The sequence below is a fragment of the Shewanella sp. SR44-4 genome (assembly GCF_014163715.1).
Lineage (GTDB): Bacteria > Pseudomonadota > Gammaproteobacteria > Enterobacterales > Shewanellaceae > Shewanella.
On the sequence record NZ_JACJDU010000049.1, the window covers coordinates 17,182 to 35,059 of the forward strand.

The 17,878-nt window shown below is 40.5% G+C and carries 16 protein-coding genes and 1 tRNA gene; 8 read left to right on the forward strand and 9 right to left on the reverse strand.

Features of this window, described 5'->3' with window-relative positions:
- Nucleotides 1-99 precede the first annotated feature (99 nt).
- Nucleotides 100-1,410: a dicarboxylate/amino acid:cation symporter gene (locus H5125_RS18085; protein ID WP_277949095.1), complete on the forward strand. Its 1,311-nt coding sequence runs from the start codon at nucleotides 100-102 to the stop codon at nucleotides 1,408-1,410.
- Between the two features lie 172 nt (nucleotides 1,411-1,582).
- A complete protein-coding gene (locus H5125_RS18090) occupies nucleotides 1,583-2,260 on the forward strand; it encodes a LysE family translocator (RefSeq protein ID WP_059745481.1) in 678 nt (225 codons plus the stop codon).
- A gap of 140 nt (nucleotides 2,261-2,400) precedes the next feature.
- Here H5125_RS18090 and H5125_RS18095 read toward each other — a convergent pair whose 3' ends face one another.
- The 3 genes from H5125_RS18095 to H5125_RS18105 are packed head-to-tail and all read right to left on the reverse strand — an operon-like array spanning nucleotide 2,401 to nucleotide 5,507.
- Complete coding sequence (locus H5125_RS18095) at nucleotides 2,401-3,918, reverse strand: ABC transporter permease (protein WP_101088031.1); 1,518 nt, start codon at nucleotides 3,916-3,918, stop codon at nucleotides 2,401-2,403.
- Between the two features lie 57 nt (nucleotides 3,919-3,975).
- Nucleotides 3,976-4,653, reverse strand: a complete 678-nt coding sequence (locus H5125_RS18100; RefSeq protein WP_101088029.1) for an ATP-binding cassette domain-containing protein — start codon at nucleotides 4,651-4,653, stop codon at nucleotides 3,976-3,978.
- Nucleotides 4,653-5,507, reverse strand: a complete 855-nt coding sequence (locus H5125_RS18105; protein WP_182744937.1) for a putative selenate ABC transporter substrate-binding protein — start codon at nucleotides 5,505-5,507, stop codon at nucleotides 4,653-4,655. Before H5125_RS18105 ends, H5125_RS18100 begins: the two co-directional genes overlap by 1 nt.
- 240 nt (nucleotides 5,508-5,747) lie before the next feature.
- Between H5125_RS18105 and H5125_RS18110 the strand changes: the two genes are divergently transcribed.
- The gene (locus H5125_RS18110) at nucleotides 5,748-6,422 is read left to right on the forward strand and encodes a response regulator (RefSeq protein ID WP_101088025.1); all 675 of its coding nucleotides are present in this window, start codon (nucleotides 5,748-5,750) and stop codon (nucleotides 6,420-6,422) included.
- Entirely contained in the window at nucleotides 6,413-7,765 is a 1,353-nt protein-coding gene (locus H5125_RS18115; protein ID WP_182744938.1) for an ATP-binding protein, read from the forward strand. Before H5125_RS18110 ends, H5125_RS18115 begins: the two co-directional genes overlap by 10 nt.
- A gap of 70 nt (nucleotides 7,766-7,835) precedes the next feature.
- Here the strand turns inward: H5125_RS18115 and H5125_RS18120 are convergent, their stop codons facing one another.
- On the reverse strand, nucleotides 7,836-8,531 hold the full coding sequence (locus H5125_RS18120) for a 2OG-Fe(II) oxygenase (protein ID WP_101088021.1): 696 nt from the start codon (nucleotides 8,529-8,531) through the stop codon (nucleotides 7,836-7,838).
- A 115-nt stretch (nucleotides 8,532-8,646) separates the two neighbouring features.
- Here H5125_RS18120 and H5125_RS18125 point away from each other — a divergent pair, with 115 nt between their 5' ends.
- The gene (locus H5125_RS18125; RefSeq protein ID WP_101088019.1) at nucleotides 8,647-9,897 is read left to right on the forward strand and encodes a DUF3391 domain-containing protein; all 1,251 of its coding nucleotides are present in this window, start codon (nucleotides 8,647-8,649) and stop codon (nucleotides 9,895-9,897) included.
- A gap of 172 nt (nucleotides 9,898-10,069) precedes the next feature.
- On the opposite strand, the gene corA is transcribed toward H5125_RS18125, so the two are convergent.
- Both corA and yejK read right to left on the reverse strand, forming a co-directional pair.
- Complete coding sequence (gene corA, locus H5125_RS18130; RefSeq protein ID WP_101088017.1) at nucleotides 10,070-11,017, reverse strand: magnesium/cobalt transporter CorA; 948 nt, start codon at nucleotides 11,015-11,017, stop codon at nucleotides 10,070-10,072.
- A gap of 450 nt (nucleotides 11,018-11,467) precedes the next feature.
- Nucleotides 11,468-12,496, reverse strand: a complete 1,029-nt coding sequence (gene yejK, locus H5125_RS18135) for a nucleoid-associated protein YejK (RefSeq protein ID WP_182744939.1) — start codon at nucleotides 12,494-12,496, stop codon at nucleotides 11,468-11,470.
- 183 nt (nucleotides 12,497-12,679) lie between these two features.
- On the opposite strand from yejK, the gene H5125_RS18140 reads away from it, so the two are divergent.
- From H5125_RS18140 to H5125_RS18150, 3 genes are all read left to right on the forward strand, one after another.
- Nucleotides 12,680-12,892: a YejL family protein gene (locus tag H5125_RS18140; RefSeq protein WP_011637946.1), complete on the forward strand. Its 213-nt coding sequence runs from the start codon at nucleotides 12,680-12,682 to the stop codon at nucleotides 12,890-12,892.
- An 85-nt stretch (nucleotides 12,893-12,977) separates the two neighbouring features.
- Nucleotides 12,978-14,768 (forward strand): DUF3413 domain-containing protein, encoded by a 1,791-nt coding sequence (locus H5125_RS18145; protein ID WP_182744940.1) that lies wholly within the window; start codon nucleotides 12,978-12,980, stop codon nucleotides 14,766-14,768.
- A gap of 284 nt (nucleotides 14,769-15,052) precedes the next feature.
- Nucleotides 15,053-15,129: transfer RNA gene (locus H5125_RS18150), tRNA-Pro, on the forward strand.
- A gap of 371 nt (nucleotides 15,130-15,500) precedes the next feature.
- Here the strand turns inward: H5125_RS18150 and H5125_RS18155 are convergent.
- From H5125_RS18155 to H5125_RS18165, 3 genes are all read right to left on the reverse strand, one after another.
- Nucleotides 15,501-15,941, reverse strand: a complete 441-nt coding sequence (locus tag H5125_RS18155; RefSeq protein ID WP_182744941.1) for a hypothetical protein — start codon at nucleotides 15,939-15,941, stop codon at nucleotides 15,501-15,503.
- Nucleotides 15,942-15,966: 25 nt separating this feature from the next.
- The gene (locus H5125_RS18160; protein ID WP_182744942.1) at nucleotides 15,967-16,338 is read right to left on the reverse strand and encodes a hypothetical protein; all 372 of its coding nucleotides are present in this window, start codon (nucleotides 16,336-16,338) and stop codon (nucleotides 15,967-15,969) included.
- A 504-nt stretch (nucleotides 16,339-16,842) separates the two neighbouring features.
- On the reverse strand, nucleotides 16,843-17,421 hold the full coding sequence (locus H5125_RS18165; protein ID WP_182744943.1) for a hypothetical protein: 579 nt from the start codon (nucleotides 17,419-17,421) through the stop codon (nucleotides 16,843-16,845).
- Nucleotides 17,422-17,878 lie beyond the last annotated feature (457 nt).

The window sequence follows — 17,878 nt, forward strand, 5'->3', positions numbered from 1 at the left end:
AAACTTTCACTTTTATGCCATTTCCTAAGTTGCCGATACCTGCTAATCTTTAGCGCATTCAATAAAGACATAAAATAATATGATGAGAAGGAACACTCTGTGAGTAATCAATACAAGCTCGGACTCACGAGCAAAATTTTAATTGGCATGGCATTAGGCATTATATTTGGCCTAGCATTGAGAAACTTTTTCCCTGGTAGTCAATTTATTCAAGAGTACATTACCGATGGATTCTTACATGTCATTGGTACTATCTTCATCTCAAGCTTAAAAATGCTTGTCGTACCTTTGGTATTTATCTCATTAGTATGCGGTACTTGCTCCCTTAGCGATCCATCTAAACTGGGACGTCTTGGTGGCAAGACCATATCCTTCTATTTATTCACTACCGCTATTGCGCTCACTATTGCGATTCTAGCAGCCGTGTTAATCCATCCAGGTAATGCAAGTTTGGCCGGTAACGTATTAGAATACTCGGCAAAAGACGCGCCTAGCCTGTCTGAAGTCATTATTAATATTGTACCGACAAACCCTATGCAAGCCATGAGTGAAGGCAATATGTTGCAGATTATCCTATTTGCAGTTGTTTTTGGCTTTGCCATCTCACATATTGGTGAAAGAGGTACGCGTATAGCGTCTTTTTTTAACGATTTAAATGATGTGATTATGCGTGTGGTTACCTTAATTATGCAGCTAGCACCTTATGGTGTGTTTGCACTGATGGCGACCCTCAGCTTAACGTTGGGCTTAGAAACCTTCGGTAGTGTTGTCAAATACTTCCTCCTGGTGGTTGCCGTTTTATTTATCCAAGGCTTAGTGGTTTACCCTACTCTACTAAAACTGTTCTCCGGTCTCAGCCCGTTGATGTTTTTACGTAAAATCCGCGACGTACAGCTGTTTGCTTTTAGTACTGCAAGCTCTAATGCAACATTGCCGGTAACCATTGAAACCGCAGAGCACAGAATGGGCGTCGACAACAAAATCGCGTCATTCACCTTACCACTTGGTGCCACTCTCAACATGGATGGCACCGCCATTATGCAGGGTGTTGCAACGGTATTTATTGCCCAAGTATTTGGTATTGAACTGAGCATCATGGATTACGCGACTGTAGTGGTAACGGCAACATTGGCATCTATCGGTACTGCGGGTGTGCCTGGTGTCGGCCTTATTATGCTGGCAATGGTGTTAAACCAAGTAGGCTTACCGGTTGAAGGTATTGCCTTAATTATTGGTGTAGACAGAATGCTAGACATGATCCGCACTGCGGTAAACGTCACTGGTGATGCAGTGGCTACGGTGATCATTGCCAAATCAGAAGGCGAATTTAATGAAGAAGTCTTCAACGATTCGCAAGCAGGTAAAGCCGCCAAAAGTTTTGAAGAACAAGTGCTTAACGCCAAAAAATAACACTTAAGTTCACCTTATATAAAAAAGCGCTAATTTAGCGCTTTTTTATTATCTTTTCCCTACATAAATGTGCCATTATCATTAACTTACATTGAAATAAGCTCTCATAGATATCAACAAATGGATATCAACAAAATCTAGCCAGCTTTAACTTATAAAAAACGGAATAAATATGGACATGACTTTATTGGCGGGTTTAGCGGTTATTCACATTGTGGCATTAATGAGCCCAGGACCTGACTTTGCCATTATCGTTAAAATGGCTACGCAGCAAACACGCTTAACCGCACTTTATTGTGCCTTCGGCATTGCTGTCGCTATCTTAATTCACACCTTTTTGTCGTTGATGGGCATCAGTGTGATGATACAACAGTCTCATGTTGCCTTTATGACCGTACAACTAATTGGCAGTAGCTATTTAGCATGGATGGGATATGGGGCGCTCAAGTCAGCTATCACCAGTATGATTAGCAAACGTCGTAATTCAGATATTTCATCAACGCAACCTAATGTGGCAAAAGCGGCGCTGATATCGTCATTAAAGGGATTTAAAGTTGGACTATATACCAACCTACTGAATCCTAAAGCGCTGATCTTTTTTATTACTTTATTTTCTGTATTGATTACGCCACAAGTCAATTACTCAACTAAAATTGCCGCCACGGTATTGTTATTTGTGTTGTCATTGGCGTGGTTTAGTTTACTCGCACTGATCTTATCTAAACCTCGGGTACAACAAAAATTACTCGCGGCCAATACCATTATAGATCTACTCGTTGGGATTATTTTTATTGCCGTTGCAGTCACGATTGCCAATAATATAATTCATCAAATTATCGGTCAGTTTTAAACATGATTAAATTCGATTAAGTAAGCAGATGAATAAGTTGACTATTTTTATCAAGCAGTTACCTGTTTGAGCCACGATGCTTACCAGTTTATGGCTTTAAACTAAGAGACTTTATTTAGCAAGCCTGAAACCAAGAGACTTTAGCAAGCCTGTAAACGGCTGCGAGGATAATGCAATAATCGACGTGCTAAATAATCCACCACCACATTTAAACCCGCAGTGAAAAACAACAGCAACAATGCCCCACTAAAGCGAATTTCAGAAAAATTACTGTCGACATAAAAACCCAACGTCATCACCCCAAGCATACCCAAGATAGCCGTTTCACGGATAATCACTTCAAATCGATAAAACAGCAGTCCCATAAAATGTGGGTATATGGCAGGTAGCACTAGATAACTGTACTGATCAATCCTAGGCTTGTATGTCAACGGCACACTAATGCTGTCAGCTTGACGTGACATTAAAAAGACCATCAGGCCGCTATTGTGCAGCGCTAACGCGATAATCGCTGGCAACATCGAGGGCCCTAGTAGCATCATAAACACAAAAGCCAATAAATATTCAGGCAATGAACGTAATATTAAATTCACCGCCCTCATGATTAAAATAACCACTTTTGGCATCATCAAGTGGGTATTAAAAGGCAATAATACCAACGTCAACACATGAGTTAACCCCAAAGCACAAAAAGCCAGTACCAAGGTAGCAACCATCCCGGGAAACACTTGCTGGCTGATTAATGTATAACTCCAGTTAACGAGCTTCGATAGGTTATCTGTGTCAAACCAGCTCAAGAAGGGTTGTCCTTGAAGCATCGGTGGTAAAACATCAACACTGATAAAACGCCAAATAAGTTGCGAGTCGATAACAGGAATGGGAGGTAAGAAGTACACAGCAAGCGGTAAATACAGCCAAAGCATTATCGGTTTAGCCCAAAAACGTATGCTACCAATTAACAACACAAATAAGATTAATAGTGCACCGCCTTGTTGATAATGCCCCTGACGAAAAGCGGATTCTAAATAAAACCCTAATGTCGGCATACCAATAAAGCCCAACACAGCACTACTACGAAGCGCGCATTCAAAACGGTAACGAATATAATCGACAATCTGCGGATACATGTGCATCCATCGACCATATATAAATGCCGACAGTTTATCGGTGCCCTTAGGCAGTGAAAATAAGGTATGCATTGGCGCTTGCTGTAAAATATCAGCAAACACACGGGCAAAAGTAGCAGCATAAGGAAGCGCTATGGCTAAAATACCGGTAATGGCTGAAAGACCAAATATCTGTAAGAATATCAATGCCCAAAATATCTCATGGATAGCACGGATAAATGCACACATTGCCGCCACTACAGGATGTTGATACCACAATGCTAATGGAAATCCCAATAGCAACCCAATCGTAATCCCAAGCAGCGCAAAACTAATGGTTTGCCACAGCGCATCAAGTAAATACTCTGTCGCGAAAAAGTCAGGGTGCACAAAGCCTTGCCACATGCGACCAAGCTCAGACCAAGGATCGAGTGCAATCACCTCGGTATCAGCAAAAAACCAACACACGGAGACCATGAGTAAAAGCAACAGAGTGATTTTCTGCCAATGCCCTACAAAAGAGTAGCGACTGTGAGTCATCATTTTAGGCATTATAAAAACGGGGATAGAATGAAGATAAATCGCTTAGCAGCATCAACATGTTCATATTTATGCCACTGAATGGTTTGGTAAATCGGCTAATGCATAATGCTGTGATAAATGAGCCAGAGATAATTGGCTCGCTTTGTCATCCAGTACTACCTTGCCATCGCTAATGACAATAATACGCTCAAAGTTTGCTAACGCTAGTTCGGCATCATGCAACACACAAATAACACTCTGATGCGTTTGCTTAATCAAGTTTAGTAATCGTAAGCCCATTAGCGGATCTAATGCAGAAAAGGGCTCGTCGCCCATAAACACCGCTTGTTGCTGAAATAACGCTCTGGCTAAGGCCACACGTTGGCGCTGACCACCAGACAACTCATTGACTTTCTGTTGCAAAGGCACGGTCAGTTCTAGTTGCTGGCAAATAGCGGCGATTTGTTGTTGCGGCTTATTAAACGGCAACAACAAATTAGCCAAATTATACCAACGGGAATAACGCGCTAACCCACCAATAAACACATTGTGATATATCGACAGGTTATCAACTAACCCCTGTGCTTGTGAGCACAAACAGGTTTGCTCGGCCAATTGTTGATAAAGGTGATGCAACAGAGTGGTTTTACCCACGCCTGAAGGGCCTAAAATAGCCACATGCTCATTTGCCTTAAATGACAAATTCACTTTAGGTAATATAATTTGCTGGTTATAACCTAAATCAACATCAACCAACGACAACATTAATCGAGCATTCCAATTGTTTTTGCCACGCGCTCAATCGGTTCATAATCGCTATTTTTAGCCGGTACAAATGACTCACGTGGGAAGCTGGCTAACAAATCTTTATCCGTCATACCAATTAACGTTTTAGTCAGCTTTTCTTTAAAGCCTGCACCAAACGTTTCATCAACACCCGAATGCACCGTCCATTGATAATCTGGGTAAGTAGGGCTTTCCCAAATGACTTTCACTTTGCTGGTATCAACGTCACCTTTCTCAACGGCGGTGTCCCACACTTTGTAATTAACCGCACCGACTTGATAAACACCTGCTTCAACTTGGCTGATAGTGCGGCTATGGTCGCCAGAAAAACCAATGCGTTTAAAAATTTGTTCAATTGGCTTACCGGTATTTTTTTCAATAAAATACTGTGGCATCAAACGGCCTGAAGTTGAGTCTTTAGAACCAAAGGTAAAGGTATAATCATTCAATGAAGGAAAATTAGTTGAAGCAGCCATTTCAGTAGATTTATGAGCAATCAAATAACTCTTGAAAAACTGATCTTCAAAACCTTGGGCAATAGCCTCAGAACCGGGCACTAAACGACGCGCTTGCACACCAGATAAACCACCAAACCAAGCAAGTTGTACTTGGTTATTACGAAATGCTGTTACCGCTGCAGAATATGACTTTACCGGAATATATTTCACTTCCACGCCCAACTGCTCGGTTAAATAATCAGCCACTTTATCAAAGCGAGTCCGAAGCTGACTTTCATCTTCATCAGGGATAGCCGTAAAGGTAAACGTTGCACTTAATGCAACTGTCGAAAATAAACTTAAAAAGCTAGCCGATAATAAATGTGTTAGTTTCATCTCAATCTTAAAAGTTAGTCTGTCAATAACCCTATTCTAACTTACCTGATACCTGATTACACCGACAAAGCCCATTCAGTGTGAAATGTTAGCAAGAATAATTACTACGATGACCATAATGATAATAAGTTTTAATATAACCATCATAAAAAGTTTGGTTAATATTTAACCTTACCAACTTGTAGGGTAATATTGGCCAAGCACATTTCACATAAAGTGACGGCTTAACAAGGATGGATTATGCGCATATTGGTTATTGAAGACGACCCTCTGTTGTCACACCATTTACAGGTGCAGTTATCAGATCAAGGTAATCAAGTGCAAGTGGCATTAACCGCAAAAGAAGGATTTTATCAAGCCACTAATTATCCTATTGATGCTGCTATTATTGATTTAGGCTTACCCGATCAAGATGGAATAAGTCTAATCAAAATGCTGCGTAATGCAGATGTTAAAGCGCCGATTCTAATTTTAACCGCTCGACTAACGTGGCAAGATAAAGTCGAAGGGCTCAATGCTGGTGCAGACGACTACTTAGTTAAACCATTTCAAAAAGAAGAACTCATCGCCAGACTTGATGCCATAGTGCGCCGCAGCAGTGGTTTTGTTCGCTCAACCATCACCAGCGGTGCTCTGCAAATAGATGTCGCGGCAAAACATGTAACGCTAAACCAAACACCATTAGACATCACTGCCTTTGAATACCTTATTCTGGAATACTTGATGCGCCATTGCCATGAGGTTGTCGCTAAACAGCGTTTACTGGATGTGGTCTATGCCGACAAAGAAGGCGATCCCAACACTATTGAAGTGATGGTCAGCCGATTAAGAAAGAAACTTGCTCAAGGTGGAATAGAACAGTCCATCATTACCCTTCGCGGCCAAGGATATAAATTTAACCACCCATGCGACTAATTTTACGACCTAAAAAACGTCTGCTTACCAGGATGTTCTTAACCTCCTTGGGTATTATCGCGTTAGTAGGATTTGGTCTGGCCTGGTTAATTACCTTGCTCCATGCCCAAAATCGCTATAACCAAACCACCAGCGCCTTAATAGCTCAACTACCCATCATTGCCGCTGAGTTTCGCGAAAACAATCTAATCCCTATCACCCAGGCCCGTGAAGGTGACGACGTCGACACGCAATACATTATGGCTACCTGCAATAGCAGCTATAACACCTTATGGCGTTCTGACTTCGCTATCAGCTTAAACTTGAATAACATTTGTGAACAATATCTTGATATAAAAGATGATTTTCCACCGTTCTACCTCAATTTTAATGACCAACAAAGTTACTTTGCTTACTTGCTCAGCATTGACGTTGAAACCGAAATGTATCATCTATTGATTTTAAAAGACGCCACCACATTGAAAACTGAACTCAGTCAATTTAATCGACTCACTTATTTTAGATTGGCAATGGTAATGGCTATTGCACTGTTACTGCTAGTAAGTGCAGCCTACTGGGGAATGCGGCCATTAACGAAGCTGAAACAAGAGTTGATACAGCTGCAACAAGGACATAAAAAAAGCCTCTCACAAGATTACCCCGTTGAATTACAAGGCATCACCACGGCATTAAATCAACTTATGGACCAAACAGATCAACGTCAAACGCGCTATCAAAATGCCATGAACGACCTTGCTCACAGTTTAAAAACGCGTCTCGCCGCCAGTATTGCCATCATTGACGATGACTCATTAGATCGTCAGCAACAGCACCAAAAAATACTTGAACAAATAAATGACATGGATCATTTAGTACAGTATCAACTCAAGCGTGCCATGTTAGGCCAACAAGGCTTACGTCAACAACAAACCGCTATCGCACCGATTGCTCAACAACTTGCGCAAATGCTCGATAAAATATATCGAGACAAACATGTCATATTCACCCTAAACATATCAGCATCATTGCAACTACCACTCAGCAAAGGCGATGTAATGGAGCTATTGGGTAATTTACTGGAAAATGCATTTCGCTTATGTGGCAATAACGTCATGATCAGCGCCGCGAGCCTCGATAACAATATCATCCAACTCAGTGTTGAAGATGACGGCCCCGGCGTAGACCACGCCATTAAACAAAAAATAATCCAACGCGGTATGAGAGCCGACACTCAATCATCGGGACAAGGAATTGGTCTAGCAGTATGCCATGAGCTCGTTAGCAGTTATGGCGGCACAATGACCATTGGTACTAGCGAGCTTGGCGGCGCAGCTTTTGTCATTCAGCTCCCCGCAACGGCATAAGCACGCAGCAACAAAGTCAGCAATCAAATAAGCATATAAAGCCACAACTGGTTTTACTCAACAGTAATCACTAACTTAATGGCGCATAAAGTTGCTCGGCACGATTAAACATCGCCCAAGAAGTCGCAATATACTTATCGTTACTAATAGGTACATTGCCACGATGGCTGTGTGTAAAACCGGCTGGAGCAATCACCATAGTGCCTTTTTTGGGGCTTATTTTACGTTGTTGATAATAAAATTCTGTTTCGCCGCCCTCTTCAACATCATTCAGGTAAAACATGTATAACACCACCCGATGAAGCGCCTCATTATGGCCATTCTGTGGATACTGCTCTGAATGCCAATGCGGATATCCACCCACACCTTGCTGATAATGCTGCACATTAATCGTACCACTGCGATACAAATATTTAGTTAATGCCGCTGCCCTTGGCCGACCCAATACCTCAAAATTATCAGGCGTTAACGTTTGCGGTTGACCATTTTCATCTGCTACTTGTACAGAAACCGCTCCCATTAAGGTTAACGAGTATTGGGTAAAATAATCGCTAATATGGGTAAATGTCGCCGCTAAAAGTTCATTTTTTAATTCAGCTAAATCATCAAAAGCATCTAACATTAAATCACGACTGCGCTTTTTCTCGGTATCTACGCCAAAACCTGTATGGCCTGGCCCTACACTCGGATGCGTTTCAAATGCCGCAATTAAGCGATCACATAAATCATTACTTATCGCGTTGGGATATACTTCAATAAAATCCATAGGGAGTGACTATTGTTAATTTATTTATAGTAGTATGCTGCCACGCAATTAAAGTGCCTGTAAAGGGCAATACATAACATAGCTCATTGTTCTTCAAAGTAACTATCGATTGAATATGAAAAAAAACCAAAAAATCGCTGTAGAACAATTAGAAGTGGGTACCTTTATCCGCTTGCCTATTTCCTGGAAAGACCACCCTTTCCTGTTTAGCAGTTTTAAAATTAAAGACGCTGCACAAATTGAACTTATCAAAGGCTTAGGGCTAAAAGATGTTTTTTTTGATCCCGAAAAAAGCGATATTGAGCCTGTAACGTCCGAGAATGCCAACACCTCTAAACCCGACGAGCAGGCCCTCAACGCACTAAAAGAGCAAATGATTAACCAGAAGTCGGCCAAAATAGATGAGCAACAAAAGCTCAAACGAGATTTAAAGAAAACCGAACAACAATTTAATCGCTCAGTGTCGATGATGCGTTCAATGGTCTCTAAAATCAGTAGCCGACCACTCAATGCGGTCAGTGAAGCGAAAGACCTCATCAGCAACATGACCACCATGCTACTCAATAGCGATAATTTAGCTTTACATTTAATGGGCGATGCCAAAAATGATGAGCATATTTATCACCATTCACTCAACGTCGCCATGTTGTGTATGTTAATGGCAAAAGAGCTAGGTTGGAGCCGCGAAGAAGTTGAAACGATTGGTATTGGTGGGTTATTTCACGATATAGGTAAACTCAAAGTTCCGAGTAACATTATCAATAAGCGAGTGCCTCTTACCACACCAGAAGAAAACTTCATTAAACAACACCCTTTAATGAGCATTAATTTTCTTAAACTCGCTGACAGCTTTCCAGACGAAGCCAAACCGTTAATTGCTAATCATCACGAATTTTTAGATGGCAGTGGCTACCCACAAGGGCTCAAAGCCGACAAATTAGACAAGCTGTCGCAGTTAATCGCGGTGGTTAACGAATACGACAATTTGAGTAATGGCACCAACCAAACCAAAGGGAAACCGCCAAGTATCGCCTTGGGGTTACTGTATAAAAACTATAAAAACAAACTCAATACTGAATATATTAGCATGTTAATCAAAATGTTAGGTATTTATCCGCCTGGCAGCATTATTGAATTATCCAGTGGCCAATTTGCCATGGTTATGTCGGTAAACTTGCAAAAGCTATTGTGCCCTAACATTGTGGTTTACGACCAACTGGTACCCAAAGATTTAGCCCCCATCATCAGTTTACAAGATGAAGGCTTAACTATTGTTCGCAGTCTACCTGCCGCAGCATTGCCAGAAAAAATCCATAAATACCTCAATCCTAGAGAACAAATCAGCTTAGGTATTGGCCAAAACTAGTGTACTGCAGATAACATAGACTATGTTGAATAGTCTATTTCATCACTTTAATGAGTGACTTACATAACACCATTTCAGTTTATTTACCCTAGCCAACTCAAGTATTTGAGACATAAAAAAAACCATCAATCGGCAACAATTGATGGCATTATTTTGTCTAAAATAAATTGCGTTATAACCAACCTTTCCGTTTAAAGAAAAAGTAGGTTCCTGCTGCACTGGCTAGCATTAATGCCACTGCCATTGGGTAGCCAAAGCGCCAGTCGAGTTCTGGCATAATATGAAAGTTCATCCCATAACTGCTGGCAATTAACGTAGGGGGTAAAAATACTACCGCCGACACCGAAAATATCTTAATGATTTTGTTTTGTTGCAAGCCACTGAATCCCATCGCTGCATCCAGTAAGAATTGTAACTTGTCGAAAATAAACTGGCTGTGTGGCATCAATGATTCAATGTCAGATAGCATCTCACGAATGTCTTTCAAGTTTTCATCTGACAATCGGTCACGATAATAACGTTGCATATAACGTAATGAACGCTGAGTATCCAACAAACTCAATCGAATTTTACCGTTCGAATCTTCTTGCAAGGTAATCAGTTTAAAAACACCGTCAAGCTCTTCGTCATTAAATACTTGCTCGCCAACATTTTCTAAAATACTATAAATATCTTCAATTAAGTCAGATAGATAATCAACTTTCAAAGTAAAGAGCTCTAACAATAAGCCTTGTGGAGTGGTAATATCCAAGCGCCCTAAACGTAGGTAATTACGCAGTAAACGAATAAGGCCGACATCTTCTTCACGTATTGTTAGCAAAAAACGTTCTCGCAAGTTAAACGACACGTTCACTGCGCGTACATCTGAACTCACCCGCTGTGGAAACAACGAGTTAATGTGTAAACCGTCTTGGTTTTGGTAAAAACGCGCCGAAGCCTCAATTTCTTTAATATCTTCTTCGTCAGGTACTTCTTCAGCAGAGAATAGCCTCAACCATTGACGCTCTTCGTCGTCGGGTTTTAATAAATCTAACCACAATGTCGACTCAGGCACTTTATCGCCCACACTCAATTCGGTGGTGATTAATTCTCTATTTTGATAGGCGTATGCAGTGATCATCGCTCCCCCAAAGTCCGTTAGGCTATTACAAGCATAACAAACAAAAACACTCAAAAAGTGGCGCTAGTTTACTCAACTACAAATGAATGAAAAGTAAAATATTCAACTGCGCCAAAAATCGTACCAGTTAGATAATTTGATCGGTAATTTGCTAAATAAGCCATGAGCTAAGCCGTTATATAAATCCAAATAAAACGTTGCAAAGTTCACCGCCATTGACACGATTTAAGCATCAGTAAATTGATATAAAAATCTGCGTAAATTAATGTCACTCTGCAAGCTATTGAACCCAAAGTTCACACGCAACACTAGATCCAACAACATGTTAGCTCGCTTTACTCGCTAACTCACCAAAGCATAGCACGCGTTAAACCTAGACTCGCTATTATCTTCGCTCATAAAAAAGCGCCCAAATAGGACGCTGTTGTAACAACACCAATTAAGCTTAAGTTATTCGCCTTTTAAGCGACGGTCTAATTGGTCTTTCAAATTGGCTGGCACGCCTTTAATCAAAATAGTGTCAGATATCGGATCATAAATAACCCGTTCACCTAAATGGCAGCCATCAAAGCTCAAGGTCACTCCGCCACCTGTGCCTGAAAACTTCTTCAAGCTGCGTAGACTGGCTTTATCGGCCGGAAACTCATCGTCTAACTCATAACTGCCGCCACACGCAAAATCATAAAATGAATCCATACCAGAATCAGCTAACTCATCGGCTAAATCTTTAACTTCAATCACATCACCGGAACCTGCGCGTTCAGAACAATAATCAAATACCTTGTTACGACAATCTTGGCGTTCATCTTTGGTAAGCTCACTACCTGCGACAAAATCTTCAACTGCATGGATCAGGGTTTTGTTTTGCGCCTTAATGTTAACGCCTTCAACACAGCCCATAAAGTCTAAAAAGAAATCGGCAACTTTACGGCCAGCACGACCACGAATAAACGAAATATACTTACGCGAGCTTTTATCGGCCTGCCATTCAGTTAAATCAATGCGCGCAGCTAATTGAATATTGTTTAAATCTAAATGGTTGTTTTGCGACAATTCCATGTCATCTAATACTGTCATCGACGACTTAGCGCTTAATAACGCCACAAATAAATAGTCGCTCGTCATGCTGGTGTAGCAAGACATCAACAAAAAACCGCCTTGGCTAAAATCGTACTTGGCCAGTTCTTGTTGCAACAGTTGGCTCGCTTGACCACTAAACTCAACAAAACCTAAATCGCCTTTGCGATAACCGGTTAGTGCATCAGAAAATTCACTGTTGGCTTCGCCATCATCGCCATGGGTTCCAAAAAAGCCAAACCCCTTACCCGCTTTACCCGAATAGGTTTGATGTAACTCTTCTAACATGGTTTCAACGGCGTGAGTATTCAACAACGGTTGCGGGCGTAAACGACAACGCATTTGCCCCTGACTGTCTTGAGAAATTTCGTGAATAATTGCTTGCTCAATACTAATGCTCATAAACCTTGTTAATCCTAGTCTGTCGCAGATGATAATTTAAAAAAGAATGATATCAGACCAACCGTATAAATCGAACAAGGGTTTACAATATTCCTCACATACAGCGAATAAAACTTGAGGCGAGCGACGGCTAAATCCGTTATTATGTGCAGCTAATTCATTATTTATTGAAGTTTTCTGACTATGGCAATTCAATCTAAATACACAAACACTCAAGTTGAAGCACTTATCAGCGAGCTGCTTGCAGTACTAGCTAAGCATCAAGCACCAACCGATTTAAGCCTAATGGTTTTAGGCAATTGCGTGACCCATTTACTCGACAAAAAAGTCCCTGGTGAATCACGCCAAAAAGTTGCTGAGCAATTTGCCAAAGCCTTAACACAGTCGGTTAAGTAATCGACTAAATAAAATTTATCACTAATGCTAACAATCAGTTACACTGAAAACAGTCTGTGATAATAACGTAGGAATACGAGTTAACATGATCGAGCGCAAAAAGCAGCAAATGACGCGTGATAAAGTGTCACGCTTAGTTAATTGGGGTCACTGGTTTGCCTTCTTTAATGGCATATTAGCGATGTTAATTGGCGCTCGATATATTGGCAGTGTCGGCTACCCAGAAACCATTATTGGTTGGGCTTACCTGTCAATCAGCACCATAGGTCATTTTACCTTTTTAGCCTTTATCGGTTACTTAATTTTTATTTTCCCGATTACCTTATTATTACCTTACTCCAAAATTTTACGTGGTTTTGCTGCATTTATCGCCTCACTTGGTTTATATGCCCTACTGTATGACACCATTATTTATGACGACTACGGTATCCATTTAAGTCCTTTTGCGTTCGACTTAGCCTGGCAAGATCTCAACGCGCTATTACACAGCACCTCATACATAGTGACGCCTATCGTCATTGTGATTGTTGAGCTTACTGCGGCCAATTATTTGTGGAAACGCATCGACAAAATTCAGAAAAAACAATGGGGCAACAAAGTGGTGCTGTTTGTCGGTATCTGTTTTGTCAGCAGCCATTTATTTCATATTTGGGCCGACGCGACCAATATGACTGAAGTCACCCGTTTTGACGACGCCTATCCAGTGTCATACCCTGCGACAGCACGCTCGTTCATGGAAAATCACGGCATTGACAGCAGCATGCAGTCAACAGAGTCTCGCAACACTAAATCACGTAAGCTGAGCTATCCCATCAGTCCGATGCAATGTATTGCAGACAGCCAACCCAATATTATGGTTATCAGCATAGACAGCCTACGAGCAGACATGGTCGACAGTGTCACTATGCCGTTCTTAAGCCAGTATCGTATTCAAAATCAGCGCTTTATGAATCACTATAGCGGTGGCACCGACTTTGAAACCAGCATGTTTACCCTCATGTATGGCTTACAAGGCAACTACAGCGATCGCAAAGAGTTTGATAGCACCAGCCCAATATTAACCAACACTCTGTCACAACAAGGCTATCAATTAGCCATGTTTGCGCCTGAAAATGATCAATACGCTGCTAATAGCGCCATGTTCAGCGGTATAAACATTCATATTAGCGAAGGCGATAATGGCAGCGCAGATGCCGATATCAACACCATTAATGCGGTGAATGCTTGGCAGCCAAAACAAACACAACCGTGGTTTGCCTTAGTTAATCTTACCGCACCAAAAGATTACGACACCCCAGTCGGATTTTTAGGTGTACAAACCATCAAACCGCACATGCCATTAAAGCCTGCGCAAAAGGTGCTGTTTAATCAATATCGTCAATCACTTAACTTTATCGACCAACAACTGGCTAGCCTACTCAATAACGTGAGTGATGATACCATTGTGCTCATCACTGGCACTTACGGCCAGGTCTTTACCAGTAATACCAGCGACGCCCGCAGCGATTTATCGCCAGGTAATGTTAAAGTGCCGCTGATCATCCATTGGCCCGACAGCCATGGTAATAAAGTGAATTACCGCACCAGCCATTACGGCATAGCGCCAACCTTGCTAAGCCATGTGTTAGGTTGCACCAATCCAAGTACATATTACAGTTCAGGCCGCAGTTTGTTAGAACCTAATAATGAAACCTGGGTCTACATAGGCGACAGCCGCCGCTTTGCCATTTACCAAAAAGCTGAAATAACGGTACTAGATCGTTTCGGTAAATACCGCATTTACGATTTAGACTATAAAAAACGTTTAGATAAGAAAATGAGCGCACCAGAATTGATCCAAGTCATGCGTGAAGGTCGTAGACTTTATAATCAATAAGATATTTTATTACTAATAACATATTTAGCTTAAAAGATTGTAAAAGAGCGAGCTCTTCATTAAGCGCTATCATGCTTGCTTATGCATAAGATAAGGTCGACGATTTTATTAAATGGATAGTTTATAATCAATCGATAACCGACTGATAACTAACTACTTGCGTAAACAAATCGCAATTGATACAGTAATTATCCACTTAGTAACCCCCAAGGCTCACAGCCATGCTAAGTGATTGGCATTTATGATGATATTTTCATTATCTCTGAAGTCAAACGAAGTAATTTCGGTATGTAGCGCAGCCCGGTAGCGCACTGTCATGGGGTGTCAGGGGTCGGAGGTTCGAATCCTCTCATACCGACCAAATTAAAAATAAAAAGCCTGTACGCTTACAGGCTTTTTTGTGTCTAAAAATAATACGTGGATTACGTGGATTTTAATAATCCGGTCAAACTCCGGTCAAACCCTCTGCTCTACAATTACAACTTACGTTATCTCTGTCATACCTTTTTTTAATGTCTAAATGTAGCGGGTCGCGAGGTTTGAGAAATGAAAACGGGTGGTTTGAGACAGGCAATATCGTATATTTCTCAAACCGAGTGACGTCACTTGGTTTGAGACAAATCAAAAATACATCAATTGAATAACGTTTAAACCTGCCTTAAATCGATTGTAACGAACGAAGTTTACACGTCCCAGCACCGCAGATGAGAACACCCACTTTATGTTAGGCCGCTATTTAAAAGCAGCTTCGATTTTTTCGGTATCTAAGTACTTCTCAAATGCACCCAAACTTTGAGAGACTGATGATTCTGCCATTAACTCTTGCATTGCCACTTGCCCTACAATACCGAATGCAGACTCAAATGCTGCTGAATTTTCTTCAATAGCCTTCTTGGATATTTCTTTGCAATCTTTAGTTATTAATCTAGTAATAAGCTCTCCAACATATTTATTCATTTGATCTAAGTTAGCATCTGAGACATTTGAATAAGGTTTTATAGTGCTATGCTGGGACATACCAAAGTAGATCCATTTAGCTAAATTCTTCCTTTCTTTTCCATTCATTGAATCTGTTAAACAGACACCTAACTGCTGCGTTGCAGAGACTGTGCTTGCTAATGCATGCGGGCTCATTACAGCTGCTATTAAAATAATAGTGGAGATTAACTTCATAATGCTTTCCTTATTTATTAGCTTGTTAGGCATTATCAATTACAACGAATACCGTTTGTTTGTCACACTTTAATTCTGAACCCGATGCATTTAGATTTAACTCTATATTCGCAGGTTTAGTAATTATCAAGGTGGAGTCATTTTTCCACTTTATATCTAGACTTAGGTCTTTGCCTGCAGCATTAACAGCTCCAGTACCACATTGACCATTACTATATTTAATTAGTACCTGAGTTTGATAATTACCATCATTGTTAGTTTCAATTATATAGGCCTCATGACCTGAATTCGACATAACGGATTCACCAGTAGTAACATCATACGATGGGTTTTCCTCTACAGGAGAACATGCAGATAATACAAGGCTCACAATAATTACAAATGTACGATTTAGCATGTATGCCTAACGCTTATTGAACGGCTCGACCGATAAAGCCGCCCGTTTAAGTTATTGATTAATATCATCCTACATTTCCTATATCTTTGAAGTAAAGCAATTTAATGACACTTAAACTCAAATGTAAAAATAATCGTGAGTGATCGTGTTCACTTAGATAACCAATAATTTTGAGCCGCTATAATCCAACTTCAGAATAACTGCAGTTGTAACATTTCATCTGAAAAAATAAAAAGATCGAGGGTGATCAAAAGTTGGTGTTTGAGGGGAATAAAAGTTATTCGATATTCACAAACACATTGAACTAAATACTACTCAAAAGATTCAATGACTTAAGCATACTTTGACAGTGTTAAGATTGATTAACTTTGATAGGGTTGATAAAACAACAACATAACCCCCTAAAATTTTCATATGTAGTGAAGCACTGCGCTTGTCCTCCCCCGCAGTGCACCGAGCCAGAAGGACCCATTAAAAATACTTGTTAATTTTTATAGCGGTAGGTCATTTGTCATTCATAATTATTAACGTTGATAATGAATTATGCTGGTTCCAGATTTGAGGTTGAAGTTCGCTGTGCTTATCCATTATCTCTTTCCAAAGATCATAATTTTTGTCGTCACCCTCATCCAAAATAACTGGCTCATAAGATGATGATTTATCTAATTGATATTCGAGCCAGAAATTTAAGAGTGAAGCAGAGTCAGGTATAGATTTATTAATAATCTCAATGAGAAACAGGCCTCTTAGCCACAAGCCTCGGTCTACATTGATAAAATGTGACACTTCAGCAAACATTACAACGTTACATATTTCGCCACCCTTTGAGCCTTTTAACATCAAATAAGATAAGTTTGAAAAAGCTATTTCTCGCTCCATCATGATTTCAGATAATGAGTTAACATAACCGGTTAAAATCGGTACTCTCCATACTTTATAAGCACGATAAGCAATTCCCAAAGTGGCAATAGTAACAACTAAAGAGATGAACCCAAGCCACAAAGAAGTATCAAACTCGACTCCTTGACCAAGAATTACTCCTATAAAAAGTAAACAACATGATATCAAAAAATAAATATTCAATTAAATTCAATCCATTTATATTAATTATACTGACTTTACCACATCAATTGATTAAAGAAATCTCTGCCTTTCTTAACCAATACACATAAGACTTCTTGCTATCGAATCCCATCAAGGCCCACTGTTCTTTACATACATAGTGGGATCTAATGGCCCGTATGCATTGCAGTGTTAACCGCTCAATCATCTGGTCGAACTGTCTTACTTCTAGTGGGGGCGTTATCTCGACTACTGCCGAACTACCGTAAACAATCACCTCGCCTAACTTGTCGCACTGGCTTCGGCATGCGAACCCTTGGCCATATTTTTGATGGGCCCAATAGTTACCCCAGCGAGTTAACCCATGACGCAACGTTTTCATGTTCAGCGTCACTTGTTGATGCTGCAGCTACTGCACATTAATCTTCATCATTAATCTTCATCATTATTCTTCGTCATTAATCTTCATCATTATTCT

Coding starts and splice junctions, on each gene's coding strand:
- H5125_RS18105 (WP_182744937.1), bottom strand. CDS start 5,507: ATGAAACTAACACATTTATTATCGGCTAGCTTTTTAAGTTTATTTTCG.
- H5125_RS18160 (WP_182744942.1), bottom strand. CDS start 16,338: ATGCTAAATCGTACATTTGTAATTATTGTGAGCCTTGTATTATCTGCA.
- H5125_RS18100 (WP_101088029.1), bottom strand. CDS start 4,653: ATGTTGTCGTTGGTTGATGTTGATTTAGGTTATAACCAGCAAATTATA.
- H5125_RS18125 (WP_101088019.1), top strand. CDS start 8,647: ATGAAAAAAAACCAAAAAATCGCTGTAGAACAATTAGAAGTGGGTACC.
- H5125_RS18145 (WP_182744940.1), top strand. CDS start 12,978: ATGATCGAGCGCAAAAAGCAGCAAATGACGCGTGATAAAGTGTCACGC.
- yejK (WP_182744939.1), bottom strand. CDS start 12,496: ATGAGCATTAGTATTGAGCAAGCAATTATTCACGAAATTTCTCAAGAC.
- H5125_RS18140 (WP_011637946.1), top strand. CDS start 12,680: ATGGCAATTCAATCTAAATACACAAACACTCAAGTTGAAGCACTTATC.
- H5125_RS18155 (WP_182744941.1), bottom strand. CDS start 15,941: ATGAAGTTAATCTCCACTATTATTTTAATAGCAGCTGTAATGAGCCCG.
- H5125_RS18120 (WP_101088021.1), bottom strand. CDS start 8,531: ATGGATTTTATTGAAGTATATCCCAACGCGATAAGTAATGATTTATGT.
- H5125_RS18090 (WP_059745481.1), top strand. CDS start 1,583: ATGGACATGACTTTATTGGCGGGTTTAGCGGTTATTCACATTGTGGCA.
- corA (WP_101088017.1), bottom strand. CDS start 11,017: ATGATCACTGCATACGCCTATCAAAATAGAGAATTAATCACCACCGAA.
- H5125_RS18115 (WP_182744938.1), top strand. CDS start 6,413: ATGCGACTAATTTTACGACCTAAAAAACGTCTGCTTACCAGGATGTTC.
- H5125_RS18110 (WP_101088025.1), top strand. CDS start 5,748: ATGCGCATATTGGTTATTGAAGACGACCCTCTGTTGTCACACCATTTA.
- H5125_RS18095 (WP_101088031.1), bottom strand. CDS start 3,918: ATGCCTAAAATGATGACTCACAGTCGCTACTCTTTTGTAGGGCATTGG.